Raw genomic sequence first — 12512 nt, 5'->3', positions numbered from 1 at the left:
CGTCTACACAAGCCAACAGCTATCTTTAGCCAACCTAGATATGCCACTATTCTTTGGATGGAATATTAGCAATGGTGCAAAAACGCATACTAGAACTGAAAATAGATAAATGTACGCGCGAAAGACAGAAAGATGATCGCCCCGACAAGAAGGCAAGCTAAGAAAATAGGGTTGTCAAAGAAGTTTCTTTTATTGTTGAACAAGATGAAATCTTCCTTCACTAGAAAAATCCAACCAAGTGTCACGCCTAAGTAGGCCCAATCCAGCAACCCATACACAGATCCTCCTTCCGCCCCTGTGAAGCTGAACAAATTGATTAAAAGCTGAACGTAGCCATTCATGTCAAGGTAAAATAGAGGCCAGCCTAAGGACACGATTACGAAAGTGAGAATGATCTGAAAGAGTAGAGGTAGTGGGTCCCACCATCGTTTGCAAAAGTGATACAGAAGAACCCAAAACGCATGGTAGAAACCCCAGAGAATAAAGTTCCAACCTGCGCCATGCCACAAACCAACCAAACCAAATATAACAATTATATTGCGGATGTACTTCTCTTTGCCGCCCATCTTAAAATAGACATAGTCGCGCAACCAAAACGATAGAGTTATATGCCAACGCTTCCAAAACTCCCTCGGTGACAGCGACCTATACGGCTCCCTGAAGTTACGCGGCAAGTCGAGAGTAAATAACTTGGCCAAACCCATCGCGATTAGTGAATATGCCCAGAAATCAAAATATATTATCGCTGAATAAGCTAGAACGCTGTACAGGGCGTCTATGGACGGCGCTCCCTCACTATTAGTATAGACGACCTGCATGGTGACAAGAATGTCTGAGAAAAATATCTTATAGGCGAGACCAAAAGCGCAATATTTTATTCCCGACATCAAATCTGGCCGTAGATCCTGCTCACTAGCTATCCTGCGGAGTTGACTTCGGATTTCCGTATAACGCAAAATTGGTCCAGCGATTAGTTGTGGAAACAATGCGATAAAAGTTCCAAACTGGATAAAATTATTCTCTCGTTCAATCTTACCATCACGTATATCAATCATGTAAGCAACCAACTGAAACGTGTAAAAGCTAATCCCCGCGGGCAATGAAAGTCTGACTATGACGTCAAGGAAGGCGCCGGGCTGTAGCTCGACCCCGACTGTAGTCAGTGAGAATCCAAGGTATTTGGAAACAAACAATGCGAGGAGAGGAAATGAAATCGCGAAAAATAATCGCCCCACATTCCTACTGGGCTGACACAGTCGCGCACCAAAATATCCGATAACTATTGAAATAAACAATAGAAGACCTGGGCTGATTCCGGACGCTCCATAGAAAACCATAGAAAATAGAAACAGAACCGGTAGTCGTAGCCGAGGAGAAGCTAGGTAAAAAATCAGCAAACATGCTGGAATAAAAATAAAAATAAAAGAGATTGAGTTAAAGTTCACTGCGTGTCTCCACACATATGCAGCATAACAAAATTTCTAGGGGACTTTGTGCATACCAGATGGGTCTTGAATAATTAGAAAACATTATATGGACTTACCCAACCACTCCGAGCAGATCCCTACTTAGCTGTACAGGACTAGGTAAAGGAAGAAGCCCTCTTGTCTCGAGTTCATCAATTATGAGCCGGAAATAACTATCACGCACATGGTCCTGACCCCACAAATAGTCGGAGGCTAATTGCCCACTCCTCTCAAATTCAGTAATCTTCCCTCGCAGATTATCACTGTCTCCGCCCTCTGAACCAGTGGAGTTGTAATCACCAAAAGCGCGCCGAGTATCCAAAACAACCATTCCACCCGCCTGCATTAGGGACACAGCCTGATCAAAATGCTCGTGGCCTGCATTTGGAAAGTAGCTGCCCAAGCGGGGAGGAATGAAAAATACCATATCCAAACCGTTTCGTTTGCCAATTTCCTGAATTTCCAACGCAATTTTATGGATAGATTGTACGTCCTCTGAGGTCCACATGCCAAGAGACCTGGGAGGACGGCCCTTGTCCACCCATCTATAATCTTCGTAGGGCCCGTAAAATGTGCCGTCTCGTCGCAGACCTCTGAGTCCTTGAACACGCCTTACCCCACAATCTTGAGAGTATACAGCTTCAAACTTATCGACAAGCACTCCAAGCCCAATCTCTCTAAGCCTATCCATCCAAATTGGGACTTCAACGGAGTGAGGCGCTTCACCTGTCTTGTACATTCCATATTTCTGACACCCATCACCCAGAGCTATATTGAACAAACCATAGGCTAGGTGTTTCCAATCCAAACGAAACTGTAACCGAGAAATGTACCCCTCCCCCAGGAATTTGACTTTTTGTACTGAAAGAACATCCCACTTAAAGGCAGAGTTTAGATAGAACTCAAATGGCATACTCCAACGATATTCTGTGAGTAGCTGCGGCCCAAGATATGGGTGTGAAAGGTGAATCAAGCCTAGGTTGGTGGGAAGCTTTCCCTTTTCCTCTTGGTACTGCAAAAGATCCGCAATCTCCCGCAAAGAAATGTGCTGAACGTAGTAATTAAAAAAATACGAAACATCAGTATCAAAAGGAAATGCTCCCAGACTCATATATTTCACAATATGATGACCGTAAACACCAATACGAGGCGGAGGAGTGTTCTCAAAATACGCCTGCTTAATTCGCGGAATGCCAGTATCGTCCATGCCCGCAGTAAGAACGTAGTCATCCGGGCTCATCCCCGAGAAGTCTACAGGATAATCCTTGTAATAGTCGGGACGCTGACCAGAAATTACAAAAATAGCCGAAAGTAGTAACCCGGCGGTGAGCAGAAACATCGTGGTGTTTCTCTTCTCTCGACCTGAAGTAGCTTGTTCCAAATCTTTCACACAGCACCCATCTAATTATATCCTGCTGGTTGGTAATCAGCCAAATTTCAGTCTATTTTCACGAAAATAAACACAAAAAAAATCGCACCAGAAATTCGAAACTTGCTTAAATATAAGAAATAATAGCCCCCCGAAACTTATGCTGATTCGTCTACGGAAAACCGATTAAATCTCTGCCAGTACTAACGTGGAATTCGGTATTTTGGCAAGGCTCTCTCACTTCTGAAACCACAACGCCCGCGCACACGATTACAGTTTCTTAACAGCAGGTCCTTAGTAAACTGATTTCTCACAGATAACCCAATGGCGAGGAGTAATTTGAACTTTCAAAATCCTCTGGTTAAAAAACGGCAAGCAACAATAATAATTATTTTAACAAAATAGATGACTGGAAGTCTACCAGGATACATTAGAACCAGTCACAAGACTGCAGAACTAGCCCGCCTAGCTTAAGAGCTTCATGAACAATCCCGAACGTATCCAAAATTTCAAAATCAGTTAAGAGACAACGAACATCTTGTCAACATCGCAATTGATGCAATTCCTTTGTATTACGCTGGACTGAACCCCATAGTCCGGCAGTGATTGTACAAACCACCATCCTGCACAATGAGCCAATGCGCACCATGTCCGTCTTCGTTGTGATGCGAGTGCACGCTTCCTGGGGGAGTAACTACAGTGGACCATGGCAACCAATCCATCTTTACTCCATCCACCATTGAATAACAGTTGGCACCATTAACAATCAGCGATACAGCTACTGAATTGTGTCGGTGAGGTGGCTGGTTTGCGCCTGCCCGCAATTGATTCATGGAAAGGGTAAGCGTTGGCGAAAGGGCCCTCCCCTGCTCCAGACCCTCGGAGGAAAGGATAACAGCTGACCCTCCCTCATCGTACTCGCGACCAGCAAGTCTCCCGAGCTCGCTACCTATATCATTGGCCGGAAAGTGCGTTGCCTTAACAAGAGAGGAACTAATTTCAGGTGGACCACAACGCTCAAAGGAAAATTGTGGCTCATTACTAACTAACCAAAGTATGCTGTCTTCATCTCCGCTCGCAAAAGAAATGGGCACACCCCCGGGGAGACAAAATATATCACCTGTAGCCCAGCCTATTTTATCTTTATTCTGGAGAAGTTGCCCATCTCCTTTAATCACGAAACCAAAAATCGTTGAAGCGCACGGGTTGTAAGTCAAAACATCCCCAGCCTGAACCCGCGCATAAGCCGCCAATATCAAGGGAGTAGTTGCCGGAAAATCAATGTTCATAGCTTTACCTTGATCCACTAAAATGAGTTTTGTCCCAGTTCCCGGATCAAACGCTTTGTCACGTTCCGCAACAAAGCCAGCTGCCGGAATAGGGGAAAGACCTGCCTTAAAAAATGCCCCGGCATCAAAATACCGCGCTCGCTGACTATACGTGGTCTCACCACTTCCACTCTCAGCCGCTGCTCGCTCTTGCCTCTCTGCTATTTTCACCACCTATCCACCCCTTCTAAGAAAAAACAAAGCCTCTCACCTATAATAGGGTATATATGACCGGTGTAAATCAAGACAAAGTGAGAACGTCACCACACAATGATGATATCGGATGATAAAAAAAAGGCGCGCCGGGCGCTCGTGGCCGCAGTTATTGGCAACACCCTTGAGTGGTATGATTTCGCCGTCTACGGCTTTTTAGCCACTATTCTGGCGAATCACTTTTTCCCCTCCACCGATGAAGTAACTTCGCTTCTAAGAACTTTTGCTGCCTTTGGCGTTGGGTTTGCTGCCCGACCGATAGGTGGAATTATCTTCGGTCATCTTGCGGACCGGAAAGGTCGTAAATTTACTCTAGTATTAACTATTCAGTTGATGGCCGTTGCCACATTATTGATAGGCATCCTTCCAACCTATAGTCAAATCGGTTTGGCAGCTCCCATAATTCTAGTATTAGCCCGGCTACTTCAAGGTTTTTCCGCTGGGGGTGAATGGGGTGGAGGCACCGCCTTTATAGTCGAATGGGCCGGAAAAAATAAACGCGGTCTGACAGGAAGCCTGCAACAAGTCAGTGTCGCTGCCGGGTTACTTTTGGGCTCCGGTTTTGCCGCTATCCTAAGCACGGCGCTAGATGAAACGAGTTTTGTAGAATGGGGATGGCGAATTCCGTTTTTATTAGGTGCCTTTATCGGGATAGTAGGAATTTACATTCGGCGCAATGTTGATGAAAGCCCAGTCTTCACGCAAACTACCTCTGAACCAAGCGCAGTCACGCAAAGCGATGAAACAATCCTCATACCGGCCCTACGTGCTTTCGGATTCACGATCCACTGGACTGTTGTCTACTATATCTTTCTAGCATACATGCCCACCTTTGCCATTCGGCATCTCAACTTAGAAAGAGCAGATGCACTATGGTCTAACGCAGCCGGATTGCTGACCCTAATTATTCTGGCTCCTGTAACTGGGTATTTTTCAGACAAATATGGGAGAAAGCCATTTCTTATTGGATCATGTATTGTTGTCGCTGTGGCCGTTTATCCAATCTTTAATTATCTTTTAACCAGCCCCACTTTGCTTTCCCTTATCTGTGTTCAGGTATTTTTTGGCATCCTTATTGCCCTCTATTCGGGTCCGGGGCCAGCGGCCATAGCCGAGCTATTTGATACAACCAAACGGGCCACTGGTATGTCTGTGGGCTACAGTTTGGCAGTTGCAATATTCGGTGGTTTTGCGCCATTTATAGCCACCTGGTTGATCGACATTACCAATTCTCCTCTCTCGCCAGCATTTTATGTATTATCGGCATCCTTCATAACTGCGGTAGTGATAATAAGGTTTCCAGAAACAGCACATCGCCCACTGAGATAAGATTAAGCTTACTACCATAGAGGTAAAATTGACATAATATAGGAAAGGAAGGCACGGCATTTGCCGACCTCCTATATCAACAGGCGTTTTTTGTTGAGCTAGCAATGTTCATGGCCGCCGAAAACCCAAAAGCTAGTGCCGGACCCAGCGTAATTCCAGGACCGGGATAATTCCCTTCCATAATGGATTTTGCATCAGCCCCACAAGCGTATAACCCCGGTATGAAGTTACCGCTTTCGTCCATTACTCGCGAACTAGCGTCTGTGTTCACGCCGCCTGCAGCCGCAAGATCACCCACCTCAACCCGGATAGCAAAATATGGGGCTCGCTGGATGGGCGCCACGCATGGATTAGGCTTGTTCTGACTATCTCCTAAAAAACGCTCGTATGCATTCCCTCCTCGGCCAAATTGGGGGTCCAAGCCTTGCGCAGCCGAACCATTGTAGCAAGAAACGGTGTCTTCTAAACTACCAGGTGGCAATTCTAACTTCTGTGTTAGGTCAGACAGGTTGGAGCCCTCCAACAAATATCCAATGGCCACTAGATATTTTTTATTCAAATTTTTAGGCTTTAGAGCCCCCAGACCATACTCCCAAACGAATCTTGAATCGGCGATAAGCCACGCAAATGCCTTTTCAGGACCATTTGTATTCTGGTGAGACAAGAGGGCGCGGCCGAACTCATGATAGGATATCGCCTCATTAACAAAACGCTCACCCCTGTTATCTACTGCTATAAGTCCGGGTTTAGCACGATCTGAAACCGTATGAGGAAATACCGCCAAGCTCCCGTCCGGACGCGTATAACGGGAAACCGGAGCTAAGAAAGCGTTCCCATCCCGTACTTGAGAAAAGGTTCCACCAGCCGATACCGCCAAATGGAGGCCATCACCTAATGCTCCTGGAGCCGTTGCGCTATAATTCCCCATACCTTGTGCTAAGTACTTTTCTCTTAGCCTTAAATTTCCAGTAAAACCTCCCGTCGCCAAAACTACTCCTTGCCTTGCCGAAATAGTTTCACCTCCAAGCAGTTCAACTCCGTCTACACGGCCAAGCCCACCCCGTTGAAGATTAGAGACTTGTTCACCCATCCTGACTGTAATACCCGCCTCTAGCACAGCTGCATATAAGCGGCCTGCCAACGCGTTGCCCAACACCAAATCAACTCCCCTTCCCCATCGAATTTTCTGATAGGCGTAACGACTCAGGAGCGCTCCAACCTTTCCGAACGAGCGGATAGAACGGAAGACATTCTGAAAATGGGAAAGGTCTTCGCGCGCAACCATCATGTCGGAAAACAACGCAAATTCGGGAAGTGGCAGCCGGAGGTCCCTTAGATGAGCCCCTAAATTTGTCGAATTAAAGGGTTCGGGCTCTAATACTCGACCCGAAACGCTGCAACCATCCAGTTCTTGGTAGTAATCTGGATATTCGGACAGAGGCCTGAACTTAACGAGGGTATGACGCTCAAAATAATCAAGAGCGTTCGGAATCGTGTTAAGGAACGCCGCCATCCGCGGCTCCCCTCGGGACCCTGGAACGACCCCCTCCAAGTACCTCGCGACATCCCCTTTTGTGTCCTTGAACCCTGCATTTTTTTTGGCTGGGCTCGATAAGGGAGCCCACACCATGCCTCCCGACCAAGCTGTCGTACCCCCAACGTGCTCTGTTTTCTCCAACAGACATACTTTCAGGCCTTCCGTCGCTGCAACAACTGCAGCGGCCATTCCTCCCGCCCCAGCTCCTAATACTACGACATCAAACTCGTTTGAAGCTGCCACTATTTTTGATGTGCTGCCTAGTCAAGATAGCCAAGGTCACCCCAAACCTTATAGTTTTCCCGAAACTCGGTTAAAGAAGCTAAGACCTTTGCAAACTCGGCATCATTCGCCGCCTCCTCTGCAGCGACTTCTTCCCATGCCCCCCTGAAAACCTCAATAGTCTCGTCGGGCCACCTATGTAGCGTAACTCCCTGAGCCTCAAGCTCCTGCAGTGCGGGAAATTGAATAGCCTCTCCCTCTGCCAAACTTTTTAACATATTTGACCGACACGCCTCATTAATCACTATTTTCTGCTGCTCAGAAAGAGTATTCCAATCTGACAAATTAATCATCAACTCGCCCATTGTGGTAGGCTGGTGCCAACCTGGAAAATAATAGTGCTTAGCGACTGCCTGGAAACCGAGTTCAAGGTCAATCGCCGGAAGCGAAAACTCAGTTGCGTCAATAGTGCCCAGCTCGAGGGCAGGAAAAATATCACCCGCGGCTATAAGTTGGGTTGAAACACCAATCTTTTCCATAACCTTTGCGCCGAGCCCAAAGAAGCGCATTTTTAAGCCCTTGAGCTCGTCAATCGATGTGATCTCCTGTCTAAACCACCCCGCTCCTTCGGGCGGTATCAACATACAAGGTTGAGAATATATGTTGTATCGCGCGTAAATTTCCTGCATGAGCTCTAGGCCCCCACCATGGTACACCCAGGCCACAGTTTCCCCTGGACCTGGGCCAAACGGTACGGCCGCAAAAAATTGCAGAGCGGGAATTTTTCCAGCCCAAAATCCAGGGTTGGTCCAACCCGCGTTCACCGCACCAGCTGAAACTGCATCAAAAATTTCTAGAGCTGGCACCAAGGCACCAGGATCAAAGAACTTCAGCTCCATCTCGCCTCCAGAAAGCTTATACACCTGCTGCTCCAAAGTCTTTCCCATTGTTCCCGCAAGAACAAGTTGGGCGGAAAAACTACTAGCCATCTTCCATCTGACTTTTTCTATCGTTTCATTAGTGGCATCGCTATCGGCAACAGTGGTCACCTGTCCATCGGTTTCGGTTTTTCCAGAAAAAATAAAAGATCCAACCAACAAACCAACCAAGACGCCAACAATTCCCACAATAGCAGGAGATTTAGTCATTCTTTAACCCTCCAGATTAATCACCGAGAGACCGTTCTAAATTAAACCCGCGATCGCGACTTTAATATCTAGTTTTTGTGTTTCCTAATCAAGATAGCCAAGGTCTCCCCAAACTTTATATTCCTCGCGGAAACTCTTCAGAGAAGCCCATACCCGAGCAAAGTCTTCGTTCCCACTTGCCATCTCCTCCACAACCTCATCCCAGGCAGACTCCAACACATCAAGGGTCTCCTGCGGCCATCTATGAAGAGTTACACCCTTGGCTTGAATTTCCTTTAAGGCAGGAAACTGAACTGCATCACCCAACGCAAAAGTTCGCAACATATTCGCTTTACACACAGTGTTTATAATCTCCTTGTGGACCTGAGATAGGCTGTTCCAATCGTCAAGGTTAACCATAAACTCGCCCAAACTGGTGGGTTGATGCCAGCCTGGGAAATAGTAATGCTTTGCCACCTCATGAAAACCAAGATCTAGATCCATAACTGGCATCGAGAACTCTGTGGCATCTATTGTTCCAAGTTCAAGAGCGGGAAAAATATCGCCCCCCGCTATAAGTTGGGTTGAAACGCCTATCTTTTCCATTACCTTGGCACCGAGGCCAAAGAATCGCATTTTTAGCCCTTTAAGCTCATCAAGGGACTTTATCTCGGCGCGGAACCACCCGGAACCTTCTGGTGGCTGCAACATGCAAGGTTGAGAATGTATGTTGTATCGCGCGTAAATTTCTTGCATGAGCTCTAGGCCCCCACCATGGTACATCCAAGCGACGTATTCTCCCGCATCGGGTCCAAATGGGATAGCAGCAAAAAACTGAACTGCAGGTACCTTGCCCGCCCAATACCCGGGTGAGGTCCATCCCGAATTTGCAGCTCCCGCAGACACAGCATCAAAAATTTCTAGGGGGGGCACCAACGCGCCCGGATCAAAAAATCGAATGTTTAAAGTTCCGTCGGAAAGAACTCGGACATTCTCTTCGAAATCCTTTCCTCCAGTCCCAGCGAGAATCATAGTACCCGGGAAACTGCTAGGCATGGACCAGTTAACCACTTCCTGGTTCGACGCCACCTCAATCTGGCCACCAGATTCCTGTTGGTCTCCGCCAGACTGAAGCGCGAAGCTCCCGATTAGGAGGCCTACAACCAATCCTCCCACAATTCCCATTACAGTAGATTTATTCATCTAAATAAGCACCCCCAAATGCATTTCCCGGTAAGCCAAAATAGACTGGCGTCATGCCCGACAGACTAATGTACAAAGATTACAACATCTTTTGTTTGGATACCACAAGTGTTACAGCAACGCCCCACGCGAACCAGGGTCCATGAGAAAACTCAGGATCGAGCTAAATTACGGTAAAACTTACTGGGCCCTTCACGCACATTGGCGCGCAGATAGCAAAGAAGATGGAACACGACCAGATTCTCTGACTTCAACTATCGCTAATGCTTTTGAAAGGTAGGCAAAGGCAAAGGTGCGCCATCCCGCCAAACTTTCATCCGAAATATCATCGTAGAGTATCTCAACCAAATCCGATATTCGCTCCCTGGAAAGAATACTTTCATAGAGCTGGGCCTCGACTAAAGCAAACTTAGCCAATCTCCAGTTCCTCCAAGAGGCGTCTATACCTTTCGCTATGGACAAGGCTTGGGCAAGACTGGCACGTGCTCCCTCAATATCCCCTGCCCTACCTTGCAAAAGGGCCACCTCAGACAACAATTCGGTTGTCCAAAACTCATCATCAATCTTGGATACTACCTGTAAAATTCTCTCTGCTGTTCGCATAGCACCTTTCGGATCACCAATCTCAATTTGAGCAGCTGCTATGTGAGTGCTGGCAGATGCCCGTGCCACAATATCTCCGATGAGCTTTACCGAAATCACACTCTCTTCGATACTTTCCTTTGCCTCCACAAAAGCGCATGTTTTTGCCTTAGCCCTGGGTAAAAAGGAAAGAGCCCAATACCGCCAATCAGGCAAGATTATTACATCTGCGATTGCAGCCGCACGAGCTATATTTTGCTCCGCCGCTATAAATTCCCCTAGTTCCGCTTGGGTGACTGCAATCCTAATAAGCCCCTCAACCTGATTGAACTTATTGCTCTCCAACTGGATACTAGCTGATGCCCTATCCAAATCGATAAGAGCGCCCGCACTATCACCAAACTCAAGTTCTGCAGAGGCAATAGCCGCGTGAGCAAGCCCTCGCCAATGATTATCATCCACATGACTTGCGTCGTGCAGGGCTAGATCCGCCAAACACTTTGATGTTAGTTCCCCGGAACATATCTCGTCGGCACCAACTGCCTTCCCTACATTTAATCCAATCGATACAATCAGGAACACTAAAAGATAAATTCCATTCCTTAACTCACTAATGGTATGAGATGCCGTCCAAGCCCCAAAAATACGTGTCCCCATAGCTACATTCATATCCCAATTAAAAAATGCGAACCCCAAACCTTCCTCGCACTCACCCGCAAGAAGAAGTTATTCTTTTAGCATGGATATCCCTATATCTGCCCTTTGTGAGAAATTTTTCTCGCATATTATATCAAAAATAAATTGTTTGGCAGCAGCAACGATTATACGATCGCTTTAAGTAAGCTAGTAACGGAGAGGGACCTTGAGCAACAATAAAACTATACGACGAGATTTCTTAAAGGGCGTTGTAGGAGCAGGTGTTATTGCTTCTGCCCCGCAAGTGGCATTGGCAGCCAAGGAAAAACCCCCGGAGAAAATGCGCCCCCAGGAAGGAGATTTTTTAGCCTTCCAAAAAGGGGACAAAAAAGGCGAAATTATTCGGGAAGAGCACGTCCCGATGGGGGGGCCTGTAGTTATGGCATTTCCAATGGATCCGGCAACCGGGATTATTCGAAAGAAATCACGCCTCAATCAAGTTTTACTTCTTCGAGTAGAGCCCTCGTCGTTATCTGAGAAAACCCAGGCGAATGCCATCAATGGGATCGTGGCGTATTCATCCGTTTGCTCTCACCAAGGATGTGTGATCAACACGTGGAATGATGAACAGCAGCGGATAATGTGCATGTGTCATGGATCAGGGTTTGATGCAAGAAATGAGGGAAAAGCCATAAACGGACCGGCTGTACGACGTTTGGCTGGCCTACCTCTAGGTAGTGACGATGGAGTTTTGGTTGTTCGGGAAAAATTCAATGGCAGGGTAGGAGCAAAGAAAAAATAATCTATCTAGGACTTGCGCAGCCATTTGAAATGCTGTCGCCCTTGACGAGAAGATCACTGAAAGTTGAATACAGTTTCCCGCGAGTGAAGGTGGATCAGGTATATCTTCCACTGCCCGTCAACACGGATAAGGGTGTAGGTTGCCCCTGTATTCGCCCGCACTTTCCCATGTTCGTCTGCCCGCTCTACCTCAGCGCTCGCAAGATCCGTGTCTTCTGATAAAGCCTTAACGTTCAATTGTATGTAGCGGCTGGTGGCCACTCCAGCCTTCTTCATATAAAATTTCCAGTCCTTAATACTCTTCTTTATATCTCTAGCACCCTCAAAACTTTTTATACCACCTGAGGGCGCCAACATATAAAAGGGGTCGCTGTATAAGGGGGTGATTTCCCAAATGTGGCCGGTATCAAAGGTATTCAGATAATGGTGCATAAACGATTCAACCTCGGAATCTCCATCGGCCCAAGCAGCAGCTGTCAGAAAAATAATAAAACCCCCCGAGAATAGGAAAAAAATAGACTGGGCCCACTTCCTGAAAACTACCATAATTTCGAACCTCCCTGTCACCACCACAATATAATGGGCACGTTATACTATTGCACACAATATGCTGTGATTACGTTGTGATAATCACCTACCCGTATATGCTAGGTCCGGCACCTTCATCAAGCCCGTTATTTCGTTGTTATACGTGCTACA

10 protein-coding genes are annotated in these 12512 nt (G+C 46.9%); 2 read left to right on the top strand and 8 right to left on the bottom strand.

Going from position 1 to position 12512, the window contains the following annotated elements; translation table 11 throughout:
* Window positions 1-89: 89 nt before the first annotated feature.
* The 3 genes from CMM32_06800 to CMM32_06790 all read right to left on the bottom strand — a co-directional run bounded on the left by CMM32_06800 (window position 90) and on the right by CMM32_06790 (window position 4337).
* Window positions 90-1445 carry a hypothetical protein gene (locus tag CMM32_06800; protein ID MBT06607.1) on the bottom strand — a complete coding sequence of 452 codons (1356 nt, stop codon included), beginning with the start codon at window positions 1443-1445 and terminating at the stop codon, window positions 90-92.
* A 94-nt stretch (window positions 1446-1539) separates the two neighbouring features.
* Window positions 1540-2856 (bottom strand): hypothetical protein, encoded by a 1317-nt coding sequence (locus CMM32_06795; GenBank protein ID MBT06606.1) that lies wholly within the window; start codon window positions 2854-2856, stop codon window positions 1540-1542.
* Between the two features lie 551 nt (window positions 2857-3407).
* On the bottom strand, window positions 3408-4337 hold the full coding sequence (locus CMM32_06790; GenBank protein MBT06605.1) for a hypothetical protein: 930 nt from the start codon (window positions 4335-4337) through the stop codon (window positions 3408-3410).
* A 96-nt stretch (window positions 4338-4433) separates the two neighbouring features.
* Here CMM32_06790 and CMM32_06785 point away from each other — a divergent pair, with 96 nt between their 5' ends.
* Complete coding sequence (locus CMM32_06785; protein MBT06604.1) at window positions 4434-5705, top strand: MFS transporter; 1272 nt, start codon at window positions 4434-4436, stop codon at window positions 5703-5705.
* A gap of 76 nt (window positions 5706-5781) precedes the next feature.
* Here CMM32_06785 and CMM32_06780 read toward each other — a convergent pair whose 3' ends face one another.
* From CMM32_06780 to CMM32_06765, 4 genes are all read right to left on the bottom strand, one after another.
* Window positions 5782-7488 carry a succinate dehydrogenase gene (locus CMM32_06780; protein MBT06603.1) on the bottom strand — a complete coding sequence of 569 codons (1707 nt, stop codon included), beginning with the start codon at window positions 7486-7488 and terminating at the stop codon, window positions 5782-5784.
* A 14-nt stretch (window positions 7489-7502) separates the two neighbouring features.
* Window positions 7503-8612, bottom strand: coding sequence for a C4-dicarboxylate ABC transporter (locus CMM32_06775; protein MBT06602.1), 1110 nt, complete (start codon window positions 8610-8612; stop codon window positions 7503-7505).
* 84 nt (window positions 8613-8696) lie between these two features.
* Window positions 8697-9776 carry a C4-dicarboxylate ABC transporter gene (locus CMM32_06770; GenBank protein MBT06601.1) on the bottom strand — a complete coding sequence of 360 codons (1080 nt, stop codon included), beginning with the start codon at window positions 9774-9776 and terminating at the stop codon, window positions 8697-8699.
* A gap of 210 nt (window positions 9777-9986) precedes the next feature.
* Complete coding sequence (locus CMM32_06765; GenBank protein MBT06600.1) at window positions 9987-11045, bottom strand: hypothetical protein; 1059 nt, start codon at window positions 11043-11045, stop codon at window positions 9987-9989.
* 193 nt (window positions 11046-11238) lie between these two features.
* On the opposite strand from CMM32_06765, the gene CMM32_06760 reads away from it, so the two are divergent.
* Window positions 11239-11814, top strand: a complete 576-nt coding sequence (locus CMM32_06760) for a 2Fe-2S ferredoxin (GenBank protein ID MBT06599.1) — start codon at window positions 11239-11241, stop codon at window positions 11812-11814.
* A gap of 53 nt (window positions 11815-11867) precedes the next feature.
* Here CMM32_06760 and CMM32_06755 read toward each other — a convergent pair whose 3' ends face one another.
* Window positions 11868-12359 carry a hypothetical protein gene (locus CMM32_06755; GenBank protein MBT06598.1) on the bottom strand — a complete coding sequence of 164 codons (492 nt, stop codon included), beginning with the start codon at window positions 12357-12359 and terminating at the stop codon, window positions 11868-11870.
* Window positions 12360-12512 lie beyond the last annotated feature (153 nt).

Source organism: Rhodospirillaceae bacterium, from assembly GCA_002728255.1.
Lineage (GTDB): Bacteria > Pseudomonadota > Alphaproteobacteria > UBA7887 > UBA7887.
Note: the sequence above shows the minus strand (reverse complement) of the source record. Positions and strands in the feature narration are given on the sequence as shown.

Coding starts and splice junctions, on each gene's coding strand:
- CMM32_06785 (MBT06604.1), top strand. CDS start 4,434: ATGATGATATCGGATGATAAAAAAAAGGCGCGCCGGGCGCTCGTGGCC.
- CMM32_06755 (MBT06598.1), bottom strand. CDS start 12,359: ATGGTAGTTTTCAGGAAGTGGGCCCAGTCTATTTTTTTCCTATTCTCG.
- CMM32_06770 (MBT06601.1), bottom strand. CDS start 9,776: ATGGGAATTGTGGGAGGATTGGTTGTAGGCCTCCTAATCGGGAGCTTC.
- CMM32_06775 (MBT06602.1), bottom strand. CDS start 8,612: ATGACTAAATCTCCTGCTATTGTGGGAATTGTTGGCGTCTTGGTTGGT.
- CMM32_06765 (MBT06600.1), bottom strand. CDS start 11,045: ATGAATGTAGCTATGGGGACACGTATTTTTGGGGCTTGGACGGCATCT.